The sequence below is a fragment of the Rhodococcus sp. NPDC076796 genome (genome assembly GCF_040702765.1).
Lineage (GTDB): Bacteria > Actinomycetota > Actinomycetes > Mycobacteriales > Mycobacteriaceae > Rhodococcoides.
This window is the reverse complement of the sequence record NZ_JBFBMS010000002.1, coordinates 682,060-702,846: the sequence shown is the minus strand read 5'-3', so window position 1 is coordinate 702,846 and position 20,787 is coordinate 682,060. Positions and strand designations below refer to the sequence as shown.

Genomic DNA, 20,787 nt, shown 5'->3' with positions numbered 1-20,787 from the left:
CCGCCGCGCTCGTCGACGGGGCATGCGGACCATTCAATCAGTAGGTCCTATTGGAACGTGACCTGCGTTCCTCTGAGTGCGGGAGCGCCGACCGTCGTGGTCCAGGACGGCACTGCGTCGGGCTCGATTCCTGTGGCCCCGCCGTAGACGACGGCCAACGTCTGCTGCTCGGTGACCGAGTTCGCGTACGAGGCGGGCACGGGGGAGAGCTGCGGAACCGGAAGTGACGGAATGTCCTGTTCGCCGGGGTTTCTCGACGGCACCTGGTACGAGCCGTCGTTGGGGGAGCTGCCCGGGTACTGCGGGAAGTATTCGCCGGCCGATCGGTCGAGCGAGGAGTAACAGGTCGGTCCGCGGTCCTGCTCGAACAATCGCGGCTCGTCCTGGTTCGGTAGGTACCGACCCTTCGGGTTGACGAACGGCATCGAGACGTTGATGCCGGGATACTCGTCACCGTCGCCCAGCAGGATCTTGCCGCGCCTGGCACCCTCGGCGAACTGACCGACGGTGCACCCGAGAGCCGGGGAGAACTCGGCGAATACCTCGAGCGCTTCGCGGGAGTTCGCGGCCAGTCCGATGATGTCCGCGGAGTTGGCATCGAGGAAGTCGGCGGTGGTGTTGGAGGCGGATGTCAAAGACGCGTAGAGCGTCTCGAGGGCCGGGCGCTTCTCGACGACGGTATTGCCCGTGGTCCGCAGATTGTCCAGTGCGTTGATCAACTCGGGAGCCGCATCGGAGTAGGTCTGCGAGAAGTCGGCGAGCCCGCGCAGGTCCTCCTGGATTGCGGGCAATTCGGTGTTGAGCCCGGCAAAGATGTTCTCGAGTCTGTCGATCGTGAGGCCGAGCTCTTCGCCGCGACCGCTCAGGCCCTGCGCCAGCGCGCCGAGGGTGTTCGACAGGTCCTCCGGCGGCACGGCCTGGAGCAGGGGCAGCAGGCCGTCGAGCACCTGCCCGACCTCGATGGCGTTGCCGCTGCGATCCTGCTTCAACACCGTGCCCTCGGTGATCGGCGACCCGGGCCTGCCGTCCGGCAACACCAACGCGACGTACCGTTCGCCGAACAGTGTCTTCGGCAGCAGTCGCGCGGTGGCGTTCGACGGAATCATCTCGGCCATGTCCGGTTCGATGGCCAGCTCCGAGGTGACGACGCCACCTGCCGTCGTCGCAGATCGCACTTCGCCGACGATCAGGCCGCGTACCTTGACGTCTGCGTTACGGGGAAGTGCGTTGCCGACGCTGTCGGTCTCGAGGGAGACCGTCACCACGTCCTTGAACGTCTTGTTGTACGAGGTGACGCTCCACCCGACGAACACGACGATGAGCACGACGAGAGCGATTCCGAGGAGTCGGTTCTGGACCGGCGAGGGGGAGCCGGTCATGGATAAGTCGCAACGACAACAACAGCCATGTCGCGAACCTTAGTGGTACACAACGTCACACTTACTACCGAAGATTGGTTTGTGAGATGGACCTAGCACTTCGGTAGAAATGTGACGGTGACCACGATTTATCAGTCGGCGATCAGCTGGGGTGCATGGAACCAACCGCCCTGCCCGCCTTCCCGTTGACGGCCGATGACGTATCGACCCGGCGCGATTCCAGTGGCGCCGTGCTCGGGATGAATGAGGTATGCCGTCTGCGAGTTGGTCAGGATGCCCAGGGCGAGACCTCGGACGTCGTGGACGGGACTGGCCCACGAGCAGAGGCCGCCGTCGGCGACCAGGCTGTGCGGGTTTCCGCCTGCTGCGCTGCGCAGGAGTTCGATTCCCGTCAGCGGCACGTTCTCGCGCCGGGTCTGTTGGGTGGGGACGACTATGCCGTCGAGCAGTACGTACGGTACGACGATCAGATCGCCTTGGGCTTGCAGGCCGTCGATGACGGGCACGGAGATCTCCTTGTCGAGATAGTCGAAGACGTCGAGGCCGGTGAGGTCGGTGAGTGCGGACAGTGTGATGTTCGAGTTCATGTGTTTCACCTTGGGTGTGTTGTCGGGGTGTGTGTCGTCAGGTACGGCGGAGGAGTCGGCCGTAGTCGGCTCCGGCCAGGCCGTAGGTCCAGCCCGCGGCGTCGACTGCGGACGAGAACGCGCCGGGGACATGGAGACCGTATCGCCGACGCTCGCCGTCTCGTTCGCGAGAACCGTTGACGGCAAGCAGTATTCGTCCCTCGTCTCCCCAGCCGGCGGGTGTGGCGAACAGTTGCAGGCTGCAGCCGGGATTGCCCGGATCGTCGTCGGTGTCGACCAGTCGTAGACCGGCCTGCTCCAGATAGGAATCCCAGCCGATTCGTTCGATGGCGCTTCGTCGGATCTCGACGTTGCGTTCGACGGTGATGCGTTCGACGGTCGGATCGTGAATCACCCAATCGGGAACCACGGTGCCGTTGAGGACATGGACACCGCTGCCGTCACCGAACTCGATTGCCGGAGAGGTCGAATTGTGCAGTCGCACTTCACCGTGCACCGGATCGGGTAGCGGTTCGGTGTGCAGGGTTGTCGGCCGTTCGGACATCACTGCGATGTCGTCGAACGCCCACCACCACCCTGTCGATTCGACGAGGGCCGATTGAATGTCGAGTAGCTCGTTGTCCTCGCGCCCGAACGTCATGAGGTCGAAAGAGCGATAGATGTCGTAGTAGGCGACGCGATGGGCTTCCTGTTGCCCGTACCAGGTGATGGTGCCGAAAGGGTGTGGCACCAGGGATCTGATGGCTGTGGCAACACCGTCGAAGAGGCTGGTGTGCAACGACTTCCGTACGGTTCGGCGAATGATCGGATCGGGACCGATGCCGGCGCGGGCTGCGTCCGTCGGTGAGCGGCGTGCGACGGCGATACGCGCTTCGAGATCGCGTTGCGCGTTGGGGTCCCGATGGGAGTGTCGACTCGGCCATTCGATATGTCGTCGATCGATTCTACGGTCCATGCGCCGCCGGGAATCGGACAGTAACGAGGGTATCCGGGTACCGACGTGTGCATCCTGCGCCGCTGTTCGAGCGGCGATCAACGCTGCCGCGGCTGGGGGCGAGGGCACCCAGACGAACTTCGGCTCCCGGTATCCAGATCGCCGATATAGTTGTGCCACTGCGGATTCCGCAGTCGTTCTATCGGAGGGGCCGGCTTTCAGACCGTAGCCGAGCCATCGATCGCGCTGCGCGCAGACCGCACGAATGCTTTCGGCGTATTCATCGGGATTGTCACTGAATGTGCCGCGACGGGGAAATGTCGACGGCATCGGCACGGCGCTCACGTGAGGGAGGCGGTGTCCGCCTTTCCGGTTGTCATGAAGAAAAGAGTGACACGAGAATCGGATGAGCGCAAGAGGTCAGCCACGCGAACGCAGGATCAACTGGGCCGCGCTGATGTCGTCGATGACGAGGTCGGTGATCAATCCGCCGCGCAGCGCGGCGGTGAGGGCATCGAGTTTGGACGCTCCGGCGACGATGCATACTCGGCGCGGTACCACCTTGAGTCGATCCAGACTCGGTCCACTCGATCTGTCGTTCAGCGCAATTCGGTTGTGGCTGCCGTCGGAGCGCAGGAACACGGTGGCAATGTCTCCGACGACGCCGTCGCGCTGGAGCTCGGCTCGATCCTCACGCTCGAGGTAGCCGGCGCTGTAGACGTGACTCGGAACGGCGCCGCTCATGACGCCGATGCTGAACACGGCCAAGTTCATCCGATCCTGCAGTTCGAGTACTCGCTTGATGCTGCGTTCACGCCACAGGTGTTGCCGGGTTTCCGGGTAATCGAAGAATGCAGGAACCGGAAAACCCTGTGCCACAGCGCCGTAGGCGTCGGCGAAGGTTCGGACGATGTCGGTGGCGTAGGAGACTCCGGTGGTGCGGGTGTTCGCTGCGCCGTTGAGCTGTACGACGGTCGAATTGTGGGTTCGTTTGGGTGCGAGCTTACGGCTGACGGCGCTGACGGTGGTTCCCCAGGCGACGCCCATCACCATGTCGGACTCGAAGAACGATGTCAGCAATCGGCCTGCGAAGGTGGCAACCCGATCGAGGCGTTGCAATTCGTCCACGGTTTCCGACACGGGGACGACATGTGCACGAATGTCGTACAGATCGGCGAATGCCCGCTCGATTCGTGGTGCCTGACCCAGTGGGGTGGAGATCTTGATTTCCACCAGTCCTGATGCCCGCGCGAACGTGATGAGTCGTGAGACTGTCGAACGAGATACGCCCAGCTCACGGCCGATCGCCGCCATCGTCATGTCCTGGAAGTAGTAGAGGCGCGCTGCCTGGGTGGCATGGCCGGTCCGCAGATCCGATTCGGGCGTAATTCGTTGGTCCGTCACAGTCGCAGTGTACGACCGCTTTGCACATATGTGCATCAGCTGTGCAACGCAGTGCAGGCCGTCTACCGTGGCAAACAGCACGCAATGTGGCGTGCATCACCAACTTTGCGGAGGCTACACAATGGCTCGTAAGGAACCGGAATGGGGACTGCCGGCGCACATGGCTGCCGAGTTCGCCGGAACCATGATTCTCATTCTGTTCGGCGTCGGCGTCGTCGCGCAGGTGGTCTCGGGCGGTGAATCGGGAAGTCTCGGAGACCACGACTCGATCGCCTGGGCATGGGGGCTGGGCGTGATGTTCGGCATCTACGTCGCGGGTCGTATCACCGGCGCGCACCTCAACCCCGCGGTCACGATCGCGTTCGCACTCTTCCGCGGATTCAGCTGGAAGATGGTTGCGCCCTACGTCCTCGCGCAGACCGCAGGTGCCTTCGTGGCCGCGCTGCTGGTGCGCTGGAACTACAACGACATGATCAACGCAGTGGACCCCGGGCACACCACCGCTACCCAGACGATCTTCTCGACGCTTCCCGGAAACGGAACTCTGCCCGTCAGTGTGTCCTCGGCGCTGATCGATCAGATCATCGGCACCGCGATCCTGCTGTTCCTCATTGTGGCAGTGACCGATTCACTCGGCACCGCACCGATGGCCAACATGGCCCCACTGATCGTCGGCCTCATCGTCGTCGCCATCGGCTTCGCATGGGCCACCAACGCCGGATACGCGATCAATCCGGCCCGAGATTTCGGACCTCGCCTGGCGTCGTACATCACCGGATACGGTGGAGCCTGGCGAGATCAATACGGTGGCCTGTACTTCTGGGTCCCGATCGTCGGACCTCTCGTAGGCGGACCGATAGGAGTGTTCCTGTACGACCTGCTCATCGGAAAGAACCTACGCAAACAAGAAGGTTCGACGCCCGAGCCGCCATCACGACTCCCAGCAGACACCCAGACCACAGGAGAGAAGCCATGACCGAGTTCGCAGGAAAGTACGTCGCCGCGATCGATCAGGGAACCACGTCTTCACGCTGCATGATCTTCGATCACGCGGGCACCGTCGTCGCGGTCGATCAGAAGGAACATCAGCAGATCTTCCCGCAGGCCGGCTGGGTCGAGCACGACGCGTCGGAGATCTGGGACAACGTGCGCGCCGTCGCGGCCGGTGCCATGGCCGCAGCGGATCTGACGCGCGAGGACATCGCCGCAGTCGGTATCACCAACCAGCGTGAGACGGCGCTGGTGTGGGAGCGCGAGACGGGCAAGCCGATCTACAACGCCATCGTCTGGCAGGACACCCGTACCGATCGCATCGCCACCGCACTCGGCGGCGGCGACGCCAACAAGTACACCGCCAAGACCGGCCTGCCGTTGGCCACCTACTTCTCCGGCCCCAAGATCAAGTGGATCCTCGACAACGTCGACGGCGCACGGGCGAAAGCCGAAGCGGGAGAACTGTGTTTCGGCAACATGGACACGTGGGTGCTGTGGAACATGACCGGCGGCACCGACGGCGGGTTGCACTACACCGATCCGACCAACGCCTCGCGCACCCTGCTGATGGATCTCGACACCCTGCAGTGGGACGAGGGCATCTGCGCCGACATGGGCATTCCCATGTCGATGCTGCCCGAGATCAGGTCGAGCTCCGAGGTGTACGGCACCGGCCGTGAACGCGGACCGTTCCGCGGAGTGCCGATCTCCGGAATCCTGGGCGACCAGCAGGCAGCCACCTTCGGGCAGGCCTGCCTGTCTCCCGGTGAAGCCAAGAACACCTACGGCACAGGCAATTTCGTGCTCCTCAACACCGGCACGGAAAAGGTCATGAGCAAGAACGGCCTGCTCACCACCGTCTGCTACAAGATCGGCGACCAGCCGACGGTGTACGCGCTCGAGGGTTCCATCGCGGTGACGGGCTCGTTGGTGCAGTGGCTGCGCGACAACCTGGGCATGATCTCCTCGGCCGCGGACATCGAGACCGACGCGCGGTCGGTGGACGACAACGGCGGTGCGTACTTCGTCCCTGCGTTCTCGGGTCTGTTCGCCCCACACTGGCGGTCGGACGCCCGCGGTGCCATCGTGGGACTGACGCGATTCGTCAACAAGGGGCACCTCGCACGCGCCGTCCTGGAAGCCACCGCGTATCAGACGCGTGAGGTCATCGAGGCCATGAACGCGGACTCCGGGGTCGATCTCGAGGTGCTCAAGGTCGACGGCGGCATGGTCGTCAACGAGCTGCTCATGCAGTTCCAGTCCGACATCTTGAACGTCGACGTCGTCCGGCCCGTCGTCGCCGAAACCACCGCTCTCGGAGCGGCATACGCGGCCGGCCTTGCCGTCGGGTACTGGGAGAGCGAGGACGACATCCGTCAGAACTGGGCCGAGGACAAGACATGGACACCGTCCATGGACGAAGACCAGCGGGCGAAGCTCTACGCCGGCTGGAAGAAGGCAGTAACACGTACTCTCGATTGGGTTGATGAAGAATGAGTTCCACCACAACGGCTTTGAGCCCGCAGTCCCGCGCAGACGCGTTGGCACGGATGGAAGCCGAAGAGCTCGACATCCTGGTGATCGGCGGCGGCGTCGTCGGAGCGGGCACCGCACTCGACGCCGTCACGCGCGGCCTGAAGGTCGGTCTGCTCGAAGCGCGTGACTACGCGGCCGGCACCTCCAGCCGCTCGAGCAAGCTGTTCCACGGCGGTCTGCGCTACCTCGAGCAGTTCAACTTCGCGTTGGTGTTCGAGGCACTGAAGGAGCGTTCGCTGGTACTGAACAAGCTGTGCCCGCACCTCGCTCGCCCGGTGCCGTTCATCTATCCGCTCGAGAAGGTGATCGACCGTCCGTACGTCGGACTCGGCATCGGCGTGTACGACGTCATGGGTGCCGGACGCGGCGTGCCGAGTCATCACATGCACCTCGGCAAGAAGAAGACGCTCGAGTCCTTCCCGTCCGGCAAGCGCTCGGCGATCCGCGGTGCGGTGAAGTTCTACGAGGGTCAGGTGGACGACGCCCGGCACACGATGATGCTCGCTCGTACCGCCGCTGCCTACGGCGCGTTGTGCGCCAACAGCACTCGCGTCACGGGCTTCCTGCGGGAGGACGACAAGGTCGTCGGCGTCGTGGCCAGTGACCTCGAAACGGGCCGCTCCTTCGAGGTCCGGGCCAAGCAGGTCATCAACGCGGCCGGTGTCTGGACCGACGAGGTGCAGCAGATGGTCGGTGGCCGTGGACAGTTCCAGGTTCGTGCCTCCAAGGGCGTGCACCTGGTGGTGCCACGCAATCGCATCAACAGTGCCACCGGCATCATCACCCGAACCGAGAAGAGTCTGCTGTTCGTCATTCCGTGGGGGAGTCACTGGATCATCGGCACCACCGACACCGACTGGAAGCTCGACCTGGCCCACCCGGCCGCGAGCCAGAGCGACATAGACTACATTCTGGGCCACGTAAACAAGCTGCTGGCCGATCCGCTGGACCGCACCGACGTCGTGGGTGTGTATGCGGGACTGCGACCGTTGCTGTTCGGCGAATCGGACTCCACCAGCACGCTCTCGCGTGAGCATGCGGTGTCCAGCCCGGTACGAGGGCTGACGGTGATCGCGGGTGGCAAGTACACCACCTATCGCGTGATGGCCAAGGACGCAGTCGATTCCGCGGTCCACGGGCTCGAACGGACGGTACCGAAGTGCGTCACCGAGGACATTCCGCTCGTCGGTGCCGACGGCTACCTCGGGGCGTTCAACTCCCGGGCCCTGACGGCCGAGCGCACCGGTATGCGCGTCTCACGCGTCGAGCATCTGCTCGGTCGGTACGGCACGCTGATGGGTGAGCTGCTGGATCTGATCGACGCCGATCCGGAGCTCGGCAATCCTCTCGAAAGTGCACCGGAGTACCTCAAGGCGGAGGTGGTCTATGCGGCCAGTCACGAAGGCGCGCAACATCTCGACGACATCCTGACCCGTCGTACGCGCATCTCCATCGAGGTCCCCGACCGCGGTGAGGCGGCTGCACAGGAAGTGGCGCATCTCGTCGCACCGATCCTGGGATGGGATGCGCAGCACGTGGCCGAGGAAATCGAGCACTACCGGCTTCGCGTTCTCGCAGAACGCGATTCGCAGGAACAGCCCGACGACGACACCGCCGATGCGGCTCGTCTCGGAGCACCGGACGTGCGTCTCGGCGTGAGCTGACAACGCTGACAGCAGCGGTCCTGGAACGCCAGGACCGCTGCTGGATCAGCCCTGCAGCAATGTGAACGAATGCTCCCGGATCAGGATGGACGGGCCACCGGCCTCGTATGCCTGGTCCGGGTCACTCGAGGTCGACAGAGTCCACATGCCCTTCGGCAAGGTGAAATCCACGGTCCCGGGTGAGGCATTGACCATCCACGCGAACGACGCGTCGCCCTCGCCTGCGCGCATCAACACCAGGATGCTGTGGGCGTTGCCGTCCGACCAGTCCTCGTCGGACAGCTTCTCACCGTCGGCGCGGTAGAAGTCGACGGTGTCCGGACCGGCTCCCTCTTCTTCGGAATCGCTGTCGTGCCGGAACCACGTGGGGCGCAGGGCCGGGTGTTCCTGACGGAGCGCGATGAGGTGGGTAGTGAAGTCGATGAGTTCCTGATCGGCTGTGCTCCAGTCGAACCAGGAGACCTCGTTGTCCTGGCAGTAGGCGTTGTTGTTGCCGTTCTGCGTTCGGCCGAGCTCGTCGCCGCCGAGGATCATCGGAACTCCGGCCGAGAGCAGCAGCGTGGCCAGGTGGTTACGTTGCTGGCGGGCCCGCAGCGCGTTGACGCCCTCGTCGTCGGTCGGGCCCTCGGCCCCGCAGCCCCACGAGCGGTTGTCGGACTCGCCGTCCTGGCTGTCCTCGCCGTTCTCCTCGTTGTGCTTGTCGTCGTAGGAGTTCAAGTCGGCCAACGTGAAACCGTCGTGTGCGGTGATGAAGTTGACGCTCGCCAACGTGGGTCGACGGGTGCTCTCGTAGACGTCGGGGCTGCCGGTGACGCGCTGAGCCAGCGCAGGCAGTGCGCCGCTCTCGCCGCGCCAGAAGTCACGGACGTCGTCGCGGAACTTGCCGTTCCACTCCGACCAGCGGGCCGGGAATCCGCCCACCTGGTAGCCCTGGGTGTCCCACGGTTCGGCGATCAGCTTGACCGGGGCGAGCGTCGGATCCTGATGTACGAGGCTCAGAAAAGCGCTGTGCACGTTCAGGTCCGAGTCCTGACGAGTCAGGGTGCTGGCGAGGTCGAAGCGGAAGCCGTCGACGTGCATCTCGGTCACCCAGTAGCGCAGTGAGTCGAGAATGAGGGCCAGGGCCGCGGGGTGGCCGACGTTGAGGCTGTTGCCGGTGCCGGTGGTGTCGTAGTACGCGCTCCGGTCGTCGTCGACCAGTCGGTAGTGCGAGCCGTTGTCGATTCCCTTGAGCGAGAGCGTCGGTCCGAGATGATTGCCCTCGGCGGTGTGGTTGTAGACGACGTCGAGAATGACCTCGATACCGTTGTCGTGCATGGCTTTGACCAATGCCTTGAACTCGTCCACCTGGCCGCCGGTGTCGCCGCTGCTGCTGTATTCGTTGTGCGGGGCGAAGAAGCCGATGGAGTTGTATCCCCAGTAGTTGCGTCGGCCCTCTTCGAGCAGGTGCGAATCCTGGACGAACTGGTGGATCGGTAGCAACTCCACTGCGGTGACGCCGATGCGCTTGAGATGCGCGATCGCGGCGGGGTGCGCCAGGCCGGCGTAGGTGCCGCGAATATCCTCGGGCACATCGGGATTGGTGGCGGTGAATCCCTTCACGTGCACCTCGTAGACGACCGTCTGGTCCAACGGCGTACGCGGTGACTCGTCTCCCGACCAGTCGAAATTCGACTGCACGGCAACGGAATACGGCATGTGCGGTGCCGAGTCCTCGTCGTTGCGGGTCTCCGGCTCGGCATGCAGATGCGAGAAGACCGACTCGTTCCAATCGACCTGGCCGGTGACGGCGGTGGCGTACGGGTCGAGCAGCAACTTCGCCGAGTTGTGCCGCAGCCCCGACGCGGGATCCCACGGGCCGTCGACGCGCAGCCCGTAGCGGGCACCCGGCGTCACATCGGGAACCAGATCGTGGAAGACGTGGCCGGTGAGCTGCGTCAAAGGAGTTGTACTGCGCTCTGTTCCGTCATCGTTCAATACGACCACGGAGACCGAGTCCGCTGTTTCGGAGTAGACGGCAAGGTTGGCACCGTCGTTCGACAGACGCGAGACGCCCAGGGGATACGGGAGACTGGATGAGGAGGGCATGCTCGCGGCAGTACCCCCGTAAGGGACGAGCGAAACGCCTGCATACCGGTCGTTCGGCTAGTATCGATTGCTAGGTTGCGCCCGCCGGACACCGGCGGCCGCAAGTGACGAAGGACGATGCGATGACTTCCCCACAACCCGATGGCAGTTCGGTCCAGTTGGACGAGCTGTTTCCGGGTGACAACGCCACCGACGCGCGTTTTCGCGAGCTGGATTGGTCGGCGACCGATTTGGGGCCGGTGGAGAGCTGGCCGCAGGAGTTGGTGACGGCCGTACGTACCGTCATGCCGTCGACGATCCCGATGCTGATCTGGTGGGGCCCGCAGCTGGTGCAGATCTTCAACCACACGTATACCGATTTCCTCGGGGACAAGTTTCCTGCCGCTGCCGGCCAGCGCGCGAGTACGTGCTGGACCGAGGTATGGGATGTCGTAAGGCCCATGGTTCTCCAGGTGGTCGACAACGTCGAGTCCGTCCACCGCGCCCGACATCTGTTCATGATGGACCGCTACGGCTTCCTCGAGGAGACGTATTGGACCCTCTCCTACAGCCCGATTCGTGGACCGGGAAACACTGTTCTCGGAGTGTTCGTCGCCCCGATCGACGACACGATGCAGGTTCTCGGCCAGCGGCGGATGAGCGTATTGCTGCGACTCGGTTCACTCGACACCGGCGACGGGACGGGCCCGCCCGGCATCGCCCGGGCCGCTGTGGAGGTTCTGGGAAGCGAGCCCCGTGAATTCCCGCTGGTGGCGGCCTACCTGCGCGCGGACCTGGCCGAGGACGGCCGGTTGACACGGGTAGCAGTCAACGGTGAGGCCGGTTTCGAGGCGTCGACGTGGGAGTGCGCAGACGTTCTGCGGGTGGTGGACGGATCGGTGCCCTGCGAGGTTGCGAAGGTAGTCGGAAACGTCCCACAGGCGGTCGTGACGCCGTTGACGATGGCGGGTCGGATCGAACCGGTCGGGGCGCTGTTGATCGGCGTCAGCGGTCATCGCGTGGTGGACGAGGCGATCGTCTCGTTCTGCGGGGTGGTCGCCGAACGCGTGTCCACCGCACTGACTGCCTCGCATGCCTTCGAGATGGAGAGACGACGCGTCGAGGCGCTGGCCGAGGCCGACGAGGCGAAGACGCGGCTGCTCGAAACTGTGGGTCACGAATTCCGCACGCCGCTGACGCTGCTCGCCGGTCCGTTGGCCTCGGTGCGCGAGAGTGCGTCGTCGACGCTGTCGGAGTCCGATCGAGAGTCCCTCGACGTCGTTCACCGTGCGTCGATGCGACTGCGCCGACTCGTCGACGACCTGTTGGACGTGGTCAGCGCGGATGCCGGGCAACTCGTCGCACGTTTCGAGCCGACCGATCTCGCCGCGGTGACGCGCGACTGCGTGTCCATGTTCGCGGCGGTCGCGTCGGATCAGGGGCTCGAGCTCGTCTCCGACACAGCCGAGGACGTGACTGTGCTCATCGACTCCGAGATGTGGTCGAAGATCGTGTTCAACCTCGTCGCGAATGCCGTGAAGTACACCCCGTCCGGCCGGATCTCGGTACGCCTGACGGGCGACACCGACGCTGTTCGGCTCGTGGTGGCCGATACCGGGCTCGGCATCCCCGGCGAGGATCTGCCGCGCATCTTCGAGCGGTTTCACCGCGTGGAACGCTCCGGCGCGCACAGTATCGAAGGATCCGGGATCGGGCTCGCCCTCGTATCGGACCTTCTCACAGCCCTCGGCGGGCGCATCGAGGTCGACAGCGAGGTGGGCCGGGGCAGTACTTTCACCGTTGTGGTGCCGCGCCTGCCGGTGGAAGCCGCCGCGGCCCTGGACCGGCCCGCCACCGCTGCCGATTCGGTGTCGGCGATCTTCGCCTCGAACGACTCGGCGACGGTGACTGCCGACCGCGCGGACATCCTGCTCGTGGAAGACAACGTCGATCTGCGGAACTACCTCGTGCGCTTGCTGATTGCCGAAGGTTGGTCCGTCACCACGGCAGGAGACATCGACACTGCTCTCGAACGGGCGCGATCGACGAAGCCGGGGCTCGTGCTGTCCGACGTGATGCTTCCCGGCCGCAGCGGACTGGAACTGGTCGACGACATACGGCGTGACGACATGCTGAAGCGAGTACCGGTCATCCTGTTGACCGCGCGGGCAGGAACCGACTTCGTGCTCGACGGCCTCGGCCGCGGGGCGGAGGACTACATCGTCAAACCGTTCCACGATCGGGAACTCGTGGCCCGAGTGCGCGTTCACCTCGAACTGTCCCGGATGCGTGAACAGCTGATCGACGAAAGCGACAACCAGGCGTCGACGCTTCGTGCGGCCCTCGACACCCGCGGAACGATCGGCCGCGCAGTCGGAATCCTGATGTCGGTGTACCGCATCGACGAAGATGCCGCGTTCACCCAGCTGACCGATCTGTCACAGAACTCCAACCGCAAGACCCGCGACCTGGCCAGCATGATCATCGACGACTTCACCGCCGGGCTCAGCCGAGAGCGTCAGTGATTGCGGCGATAGTTCTCGCGTTCCCGTTCCAGTTCGGCCGTCTTCTTCTCGCTCTTCAGATCGGCCGGGAGCCCGTGGATTTCGAGGCGTCGGGCCCGGTTCTGGTCCATGTACGCCGCTGTGTAGAACAGCGCGAGCAGCAGACTGAGCAACACCATCGAGGCGCGTAGCCAAATCGCTCCGGGGAAGAGGACGAAGAATCCGATGAAGATCGGCAGGAACGGAATCATCGACCGCAGGATGTGACGCGGCGTCGCACCCGGCCCGACGAGATCGCGTCGAACCCACTCCTGCATCTCGTCGGGGAGTTTGCGGCCGAGGACGGCGTAACCCAGCCATTGGCCGAAGGACGGACGGGTGCGAGTCGGGCGAGTGTTCACGACAATGCTCCTGCTGCGATGGCCGCGTCGTTGACACGGGTGAGGACGCGTCGTAGCTCGTCGAGCTCGGCCAGTGACGCGCCGAGCTTCGCCACGACGGCGGGTGGAATTTTCTCGGCCTTCTTGCGGAGCGCGGCCCCGGCCGGGGTGAGCGCGACGAGCAGAACGCGCTCGTCCTCGGCGCTTCGATTGCGGGTGAGCAACCCCATCGATTCCAGACGCTTGAGCAGCGGTGAGAGGGTGGGGGAGTCGAGTTGCAGGGCAGATCCGATGGCTTTGACCGACATCGGCGACTCGCCCCACAGTGCCAGCATCACCAGATACTGCGGATGCGTCAGCCCCATCGGCTCGAGCAGTGGCCGATACACCGACAGCACGGCACGGTTGGCGACGGCGAGCGCGAAGCAGACCTGACGATCGAGCGCGAGCGGATCTTCGGTGGTCGTCACGGGGCCCAGGCTACCAGAATTGGTTAGTGCACTAACAATTAGTGGACGATGCGATGCCGAAAGTCGCAACTCGATGCCTGAAAGATGTTGCAAAGAAGGGCGAATGCTCGTGCGGTGAGGTGTTGTCAGAGTCCCGGTCGGTCCGAATCGGCGAATTTTCGTTCGGCATTCCATCCGGTCGGTTGCTGTGTAATGCTCCATGCGCTTCGCCATTTTCTTGTGACAACTCCCGCCTTGTGACAACTCCCGCCCTACGACAACTCTCGAGAGGATCGCCATGCGTCGTCGACGCATCTTCACCCCGTTCGTCGTCGCCGCAGCGCTGTCCGTTTCCTCGGTGGGCGTCGCGACGGCCGATCCCGTCGAGCCGGTCGCTCGGATCGTCGACACGTCGATCGCGTCGGAGACCCTGCGAACGCTGAGCGTGGAATCGCCCGCGATGGGGGCCGTCGTCGAGGTCCAGGTGCTTACCCCCGCTGCGAAATCCGGACCACGGCCGACGCTCTACATGCTCAGCGGCATCGGCGAAGAGGACCCCGACAACAGCATGTGGCTGCGCAAGGGCGGAGCGGCCGAATTCTTCGCCGACAAGAACGTCAACGTCGTCCTACCCCTGGCCGGACCGGGCAGCTTCTACACCGACTGGCAACGGGACGATCCCAAACTCGGCCGATACCAGTGGGAGACGTTCCTGACCGAGGAGCTTCCGCCGCTGATCGACGCCGCCGTCGACGGCAACGGACGCAACGCGATCGCCGGACTGTCGATGGGGGCACAGTCGGCCATGATGCTGGCCGCACGTAACCCCGACCTCTACTCCGGGGTGGCGTCGTACAGCGGTTGTTTCGCCTCCTCGGAGCCCATGGGGCAGGCGAGTATTCGCGCGATCGTCGGAGCATTCGGCGGAAACGCCGACAACATGTGGGGTGGCCCGCTCGATCCTGCCTGGGTGCAACACGATTCGGTGGTCAACGCCGAAAGCCTGCGCGGCACCGACGTGTACGTATCGGTGGGAACAGGAGCGCCGGGGCGGCACGAGAGCTTCGACAGCGTAGAGGCATTGGACGTGGTTGTGTTGGGCGGAATCATCGAGGTGGGCGCGAACTACTGCACCCATAGACTTGCGGATCGACTTGGCCAGCTGAACATTCCCGCGACGTTCGACTTCACCGATACCGGAACTCACTCGTGGCCGTACTGGGTGGAGCAGCTGCCCAAGAGTTGGCCGACATTGGCTGGTTCGCTCGGGATCTGAGCCGGCTCAGCTGCGGTTGCCGTCGCGAAAGTCTTTGGGGGTGCAGCCGAACCGGGTGCGGAATGCGCGGCTGAAATGGGCCGGGTCGGTGAATCCCCACGATGCCGCAAGTGCGCCGATCGTGGTGCGGCCGTTCTGTGGCTCGCACAGTGCCCGCTTCACGCCGTCGAGTCGCTGCATCCAGATCCATTCACTGGCGGTGCACGGTTCACCGGCGAACGCTCGATGAACCGTACTCAGCGACAAGTGCAGCGAGGCCGCAACTTCCGTCACTGTCAGGTCCGGATCCCGCAGCCGCGCCGTCATGGCACGCTTGATCTCGCCCAGCCGTTCGGAGGCTGCGTAGGGTGCAGGCTTCTCGACACCGGTCAGCCCGACCAGGCCAGCGACCAGGATGTACTCGACGCTCTGCGAGACGGCCTCGGTAGAGGCAGCGCTCATGTCGACATCGTCCATGATCGACGAGATCATGCTGACGAGGAGCTTCCCTGCCCCGCGGCGCCCCGAGACCGCCCGCGCGGTCAGGGAACCCGTGTCCTTCACGAGCGTTCGCAGCGTCGCACCGGGAAGCATCAGCACGTACTGGGAGAAAGGGTCGTCGAAACGAAGGGTGTACGGACGCGTCGAGTCGTAGAGCGCGAAATCTCCTGGCTCCAGAACTGCCGTCCGTTCGTCCTGGGCGATCAGCCCGGTTCCCGACGTCTGCACACTGACCAGAAAGTAGTCCTCACTGGTCCGGGAGATACCTGCAGGCGTCCGCAGCACGTTCTGGGCCGTCGCGGTCACCCGCGACAAACCGAGTGTCGCGAGCCCGGTGGATTCGATGTGCCCGGTGATCGTCGACGCGTCCTCCGGAATCGTGCATTCGAGATCGACATACGTGCGGCTCACCGCCGCCGTCCAGAAGTCGACGCTGTCGGCCTGGTCCACCGAATCGGTGCGCAGCGGATCGCCCATGTCAGGTACCTCCCGTCTCGTCACAGAGTAGAACGCTCTGCAGCGGTGCGCAGTAGACCTGTGCGGTCGTGGCAACCGAAGTACTCGAAGTACTGTTCCTCCGCCGCGGCGACGGTGACCTCGTGATAGAGCCGCAGTGACGCCGCGGGACCCATCGTGGACAGATACTTCAGCGCAGCAGCGAAGATGGCCACGTGCGTCGGATGGGACTCGGCCCACGACTCCAATTCGCTCAGACTGCGCCACCAACTCACGCCGAACGACTTGTCGGTATCGACGCCGTTGTCGTCGACCACCGTCATGTATCGGTTGGCGAAGCAGCCGATGTCCAGGCCGTCGTCGCGAAGGAAATCCATTCCGGCACGGAGAACGGGCTCGACATCGTGCAGATACATCTCACGTTCGGATCCGGCCGTGTCCGCCCAATCCTGCCCTGATCGGATGAGGCAGATGTTGTGATGCGGAACGATTGTGACTCTGTCGCCATCGCGAACGAGTTCCGGTTCTCCGCTGGGAGCGAGTGAGTCGCTCTGCGACAACGGGATTCGATCTCGAACCCCGCCCCAGTAGGCATGTTCTTCGATCTCTCCGCTGAGAGAATCGGTGAGTGCGGCAATGCCTTCCATCCGGCCGACCGACGAGAACAGTGTTTCGTAGCGATCGACCGTCGGTCTGATGATCTCGACGAAGCGGCCTCTGGTGCTCGTCCAGTGCTGACCGACGGAGTCGAACCACACGTCGAAATCCGCCGTGTCGTCCCAGTAGCCGATGAACACCGTCGTGTCGACGCCTTCCTCGTCGGTGTAGCGCGCCCGGTCCGTCCGGGGTGGGCCTTCGTCACCCCACGGGGAGGTGTCGGGCATGCCCTGTATTCCGAAGTAGCCCATCACGACTCGCTCGGTCGATACCGGAAAACGGGCGACGTACGACGGGAAGGGCGGCTGGTAGCCCTCGGGTGTTCTGCGCGGACACGACCGTGGACCGACGAGATGATCGGGTATCGCGGATTCGAGGTCAGACACGGGCGGCGTCCTCGTCGTGAGCGAGCTGCTCGGTGATCTCGAGACGTACCTCGGCGGAGACGTCCTCGGTGAAGTCGTACCGCGCGTTCGCGACAGGCTGCGCACCCGACACGACGCGGTCGCCGGGAGTCTTGTTGAGCCACAACCGCGTCACGTCGGGGCGGGAGTAGTGGCCGGCGGGATCGGCAGCAGCCTTGGCAATCGAGATCGAGCTGGTGTCGATGTCGGCGAACACCAGGCCTTCGGCGTCGGGTGCGAGTGGTTCGTGCATCAATTGTCCATCCGGCGCGAAGATCCGAGCATGCCCGCCGCCTGCGGTGAGCATCGCGCGCTTGGCGTCGTCGGTGCACATGATCTCGATCATCTCCGGCGAGACCGTCGCGCACGGGCTGATGACGAAGCAGCCTCCCTCGACGGCGTAGATGCGGCTCGCTGCGGTGTTGACCTCGGGTCCGAGGGCGTATGCCGCGCCGGTGTACAGCGAGAAGCTCGGCCACGCGCCGACGTGAATCTGCTCGTTCTGGGAGTACATCGCGTACTTCGACAACGGTTGCAGGTGCTCCCAGCAGCACAAAGCGCCGACGCGTCCGAGATCGGTGTCGTACACCGACAGATCGGAGCCGTCGCCTTCGCCGTAGACGGTGCGCTCTACGTGCGTCGGCTTGAGCTTGCGACGCATCGCGACGGTCTTGCCTTCCGCGTCGATGATCCACTGCGCGATGTAGAGGCTGGCCTTGTACCGCTCGCTCAGGCCCATCACGACCATGATGCGATTGTCTTTGGCGGCCTGTGCAATTCGGTCGGCTTGTGGTGTCCCGTACTCGAGCGAGTTGTCGAAATAGCGCTGCGTGAACTGAAATCCCCATGCCGGTGCGTCGAGCCAGATGTACCAGGGGTAGCCGGGCAGGTAGGTCTCGGGAAACGCGACGAGCTCGGCTCCGGCGCGAGCTGCGTCCTCGATCAGGCCGATCGCCTTGTCGATCGAGGCGTCGAGATCGAGAAAGATCGGCGCGGCCTGGACTGCTGCGGCGCGGAACTGATGGTGGTTCATGGAAGGGCCTTTCGTTGGGGAGTGCCCCAGTTTTGCCTGCTGAAAGGCCATTCGATGGCCTCGATGTGTCGGAAAAATTGACTCTCCGTCGCACGGCCGGATGCCGAAACACTGCGGTAACCGGGGCCGGGTGTGTGGACACACGATCGTCACGAGTGGAGGTCGGTCGGCGGTGCGCATCTATCGCACAATGTGTGCGCGATCACACAAGACCTTCTCGTCTGTCCGGGCGCAGTCTGGACCGGACACGCCACAGGTGCCGCGATCGGCACCCGAGAAGGAGCTTGTAAATATGACCGCAGTTCAAGAATCGGCCGCACCGTCGTTGCCGACAAACACCGCCACCGAGCTCTACATCGCAGGGCAGTGGCACGGCGCTTCCGACGGAGGCACGTTCACCGACATCAACCCCACGACGGAACAGCCACTGGCCGAGGTTGCTGCAGCCACGGCATCGGACGTCGATGCTGCGGTGCGTGCGGCTCGCGCCCAGCTCGGTGGCGAATGGGGTGCCACGCCCGGAGTGGTCCGCGGACAGCTGCTCAATCGAATTGCCGATCTGATCGAGCGCGACGGCGATCTGTTGGCGCGGCTCGAGGCCCTCGATGTCGGTAAGCCGGTGGGGCAACCGGCGATGCTCGACATCCCCAATGCTGCAGCCACTTTTCGGCACTTCGCCGGCTGGGCCGACAAGATCACCGGAAGTTCAATCCCCACGGCGGGCTACTTCGGGCAGCCGACGCACTCGTACACCGTGCGCGAGCCCGTCGGAGTGATCGGCGCGATCGTTCCGTGGAACACCCCGCTGATGATCGCCGCATGGAAGCTCGCGCCCGCGCTGGCCGCGGGAAACACCCTCGTCGTCAAGCCGCCGGAGGATGCGCCACTGTCCATCCTGCATCTCGCGCGTCTGATGGACGAGGCCGGTCTGCCCGGTGGTGTCGTCAATGTCGTTCCAGGACTGGGAGAAGTGACCGGCGACGCGTTGGTCGGCCATCCGGACGTCGACAAGATCAGCTTCACCGGTAGCCCGAGGGTCGGCAGGCTCATCGCGAAGAAGGCTGCCGACACGTTCAAGCGAACGACTCTCGAGCTCGGCGGGAAGTCCCCGCAGATCATTCTCGAGGACGCGGATCTCGAGGCGGCGATCAACGGAACCGCGATGGGACTGTTCTTCAACCAGGGCCAGGTGTGTGCGGCTGGTACCCGGGTGCTGGTGCACCGTTCGCTGTACTCGCAGGTGGTCGACGGTCTGGCCGCTGCGGCGTCGGCTCAGGTGTTGGGCGATCCGTTCGATCCGTCGACGACGATGGGGGCACTGGTCAACGCGAAGCAGCGCGACAGCGTGCTGGGGTACATCAAGGCCGGACGCGACGGCGGCGCGCGCGTGGCGGCCGGTGGTGGCCGGCCGGACGGGGCCGGGTACTTCGTCGAGCCGACGATCTTCGCCGATGCGGACAACGATATGAAGATCGCCCAGGAGGAGATCTTCGGGCCGGTCGGCACGGTGATTCCGTTCGACACGGCGGACGAGGCCATCGCCATCGCCAACGGCACGGTATACGGATTGGCTGCGAGCATCTGGACCCGCGACGTCTCGCGCGCCCACACTCTCGCGGCTCGGGTGCGCTCCGGAGCGGTGTGGGTGAACGGTTGGGCCGCAATCGATCCCGCGCTCCCGTGGGGCGGCATGAAGACCAGTGGCACGGGCCGTGAGCTCGGGTGGGCCGGCATCGAGGCCAACACCGAGGAGAAGGTTGTCACGATCGTCCTGTAGAGCTTCGCAGGTGAGCGGAACTTCGTAGCAGGGGTCGAGTTTCCGCTCACCTGGGGTAACGCGGTGTTTACGGAAGGACACGCGATTCGTAACGAGCAGGTCGCAAGATTTAGTTCAACGGACGTAGAACAACGTCCGAACGGATCGGAAGGCGATGATGACGATGCCCGAACCCTAGGTCCCAGCAGGGAGCCGCTACCGTAGGGCTGTGCCGAAGCTCGTGGATCACGACGAACGCCGCCGCGCGATCACCGCGGCAACCTGGCGTTTGATCGCTGCCAAGGGGATCGATGCCGCGAACATGCGGGACATCGCGACCGAGGCGGGGTACACGAACGGTGCGCTGAGCCACTACTTCGCAGGCAAGGACGAGATTCTCCGAACCGCATTCGAGCACGTCTTCGAGGCAACGAACCGCCGTATCGACGAAGCTCTAGGCGACGCAACGGGATTCGATGCCCTCCGCATCTTCTGTCGAGAAGTGATGCCGACGACCGAGGAGACTCTGCTCGAGGCGAGAATTGCAGTCTCGCTGTGGCAGCGCGCGATGTACGACGAGCACATGGACGACACGAACCATCGATCCTTGGTGTCGTGGCGGGCGCGGATGGCGGAGTTTCTCGAGCAGGCTCGCGCAGAAGGCGACGCCGGCGACTTCGATGTCGATCTCGCCGTCGAAATGTTGCTCAACATGATGATGGGTATGCAGATTCTCGGCGTGCTCACCCCCGACGACACCACTGCCGACCGTCAGTTCGAGATGCTCGACCGCTTCATAGCTCAGCTGTAGCCATCCTGTGTGCGGGC

Annotated in this window: 17 protein-coding genes; 7 read left to right on the top strand and 10 right to left on the bottom strand. The window is 64.2% G+C overall.

What is annotated here, in order from left to right:
- Window positions 1-47: 47 nt before the first annotated feature.
- The 4 genes from AB0366_RS08585 to AB0366_RS08570 all read right to left on the bottom strand — a co-directional run bounded on the left by AB0366_RS08585 (window position 48) and on the right by AB0366_RS08570 (window position 4,304).
- On the bottom strand, window positions 48-1,379 hold the full coding sequence (locus AB0366_RS08585; protein WP_366243472.1) for an MCE family protein: 1,332 nt from the start codon (window positions 1,377-1,379) through the stop codon (window positions 48-50).
- A gap of 131 nt (window positions 1,380-1,510) precedes the next feature.
- A complete protein-coding gene (locus tag AB0366_RS08580) occupies window positions 1,511-1,966 on the bottom strand; it encodes a hypothetical protein (protein ID WP_366243471.1) in 456 nt (151 codons plus the stop codon).
- A gap of 37 nt (window positions 1,967-2,003) precedes the next feature.
- Complete coding sequence (locus AB0366_RS08575; protein WP_366243470.1) at window positions 2,004-2,921, bottom strand: DUF6745 domain-containing protein; 918 nt, start codon at window positions 2,919-2,921, stop codon at window positions 2,004-2,006.
- A 399-nt stretch (window positions 2,922-3,320) separates the two neighbouring features.
- Window positions 3,321-4,304, bottom strand: a complete 984-nt coding sequence (locus tag AB0366_RS08570) for a sugar-binding domain-containing protein (protein ID WP_237669189.1) — start codon at window positions 4,302-4,304, stop codon at window positions 3,321-3,323.
- Between the two features lie 121 nt (window positions 4,305-4,425).
- On the opposite strand from AB0366_RS08570, the gene AB0366_RS08565 reads away from it, so the two are divergent.
- Genes AB0366_RS08565 through AB0366_RS08555 form a run of 3 tightly spaced genes read left to right on the top strand, consistent with a single transcriptional unit; the run spans window position 4,426 to window position 8,497 of the window.
- Window positions 4,426-5,280 (top strand): MIP/aquaporin family protein, encoded by an 855-nt coding sequence (locus AB0366_RS08565; protein ID WP_128645695.1) that lies wholly within the window; start codon window positions 4,426-4,428, stop codon window positions 5,278-5,280.
- Window positions 5,277-6,794: a glycerol kinase GlpK gene (glpK, locus tag AB0366_RS08560; protein WP_128645694.1), complete on the top strand. Its 1,518-nt coding sequence runs from the start codon at window positions 5,277-5,279 to the stop codon at window positions 6,792-6,794. The genes AB0366_RS08565 and glpK overlap by 4 nt, the downstream gene beginning before the upstream one ends.
- On the top strand, window positions 6,791-8,497 hold the full coding sequence (locus AB0366_RS08555; protein WP_366243469.1) for a glycerol-3-phosphate dehydrogenase/oxidase: 1,707 nt from the start codon (window positions 6,791-6,793) through the stop codon (window positions 8,495-8,497). Before glpK ends, AB0366_RS08555 begins: the two co-directional genes overlap by 4 nt.
- A 45-nt stretch (window positions 8,498-8,542) precedes the next feature.
- Here AB0366_RS08555 and glgX read toward each other — a convergent pair whose 3' ends face one another.
- The gene (gene glgX, locus AB0366_RS08550) at window positions 8,543-10,585 is read right to left on the bottom strand and encodes a glycogen debranching protein GlgX (RefSeq protein ID WP_366243468.1); all 2,043 of its coding nucleotides are present in this window, start codon (window positions 10,583-10,585) and stop codon (window positions 8,543-8,545) included.
- 122 nt (window positions 10,586-10,707) lie between these two features.
- On the opposite strand from glgX, the gene AB0366_RS08545 reads away from it, so the two are divergent.
- Entirely contained in the window at window positions 10,708-13,089 is a 2,382-nt protein-coding gene (locus AB0366_RS08545) for an ATP-binding protein (protein WP_366243467.1), read from the top strand.
- Here AB0366_RS08545 and AB0366_RS08540 read toward each other — a convergent pair.
- Complete coding sequence (locus AB0366_RS08540) at window positions 13,083-13,469, bottom strand: DUF5313 family protein (protein WP_366243466.1); 387 nt, start codon at window positions 13,467-13,469, stop codon at window positions 13,083-13,085. The genes AB0366_RS08545 and AB0366_RS08540 overlap by 7 nt on opposite strands.
- Window positions 13,466-13,918, bottom strand: a complete 453-nt coding sequence (locus AB0366_RS08535; RefSeq protein WP_317802197.1) for a MarR family transcriptional regulator — start codon at window positions 13,916-13,918, stop codon at window positions 13,466-13,468. The genes AB0366_RS08540 and AB0366_RS08535 overlap by 4 nt, the downstream gene beginning before the upstream one ends.
- Before the next feature lie 277 nt (window positions 13,919-14,195).
- Between AB0366_RS08535 and AB0366_RS08530 the strand changes: the two genes are divergently transcribed.
- Window positions 14,196-15,173 carry an alpha/beta hydrolase family protein gene (locus AB0366_RS08530; protein WP_366243465.1) on the top strand — a complete coding sequence of 326 codons (978 nt, stop codon included), beginning with the start codon at window positions 14,196-14,198 and terminating at the stop codon, window positions 15,171-15,173.
- 6 nt (window positions 15,174-15,179) lie between these two features.
- On the opposite strand, the gene AB0366_RS08525 is transcribed toward AB0366_RS08530, so the two are convergent.
- The 3 genes from AB0366_RS08525 to AB0366_RS08515 are packed head-to-tail and all read right to left on the bottom strand — an operon-like array spanning window position 15,180 to window position 18,203.
- Complete coding sequence (locus tag AB0366_RS08525; protein ID WP_347875981.1) at window positions 15,180-16,130, bottom strand: helix-turn-helix domain-containing protein; 951 nt, start codon at window positions 16,128-16,130, stop codon at window positions 15,180-15,182.
- A gap of 20 nt (window positions 16,131-16,150) precedes the next feature.
- Entirely contained in the window at window positions 16,151-17,152 is a 1,002-nt protein-coding gene (locus AB0366_RS08520) for a phenylacetaldoxime dehydratase family protein (RefSeq protein ID WP_347875980.1), read from the bottom strand.
- Window positions 17,145-18,203: a carbon-nitrogen hydrolase family protein gene (locus tag AB0366_RS08515; protein ID WP_347875979.1), complete on the bottom strand. Its 1,059-nt coding sequence runs from the start codon at window positions 18,201-18,203 to the stop codon at window positions 17,145-17,147. The genes AB0366_RS08520 and AB0366_RS08515 overlap by 8 nt, the downstream gene beginning before the upstream one ends.
- A 292-nt stretch (window positions 18,204-18,495) precedes the next feature.
- Between AB0366_RS08515 and styD the strand changes: the two genes are divergently transcribed.
- Window positions 18,496-19,980, top strand: coding sequence for a phenylacetaldehyde dehydrogenase StyD (gene styD, locus AB0366_RS08510; protein ID WP_366243464.1), 1,485 nt, complete (start codon window positions 18,496-18,498; stop codon window positions 19,978-19,980).
- Between the two features lie 220 nt (window positions 19,981-20,200).
- Entirely contained in the window at window positions 20,201-20,770 is a 570-nt protein-coding gene (locus tag AB0366_RS08505; protein ID WP_317798116.1) for a TetR/AcrR family transcriptional regulator, read from the top strand.
- Window positions 20,771-20,787: the final 17 nt, after the last annotated feature.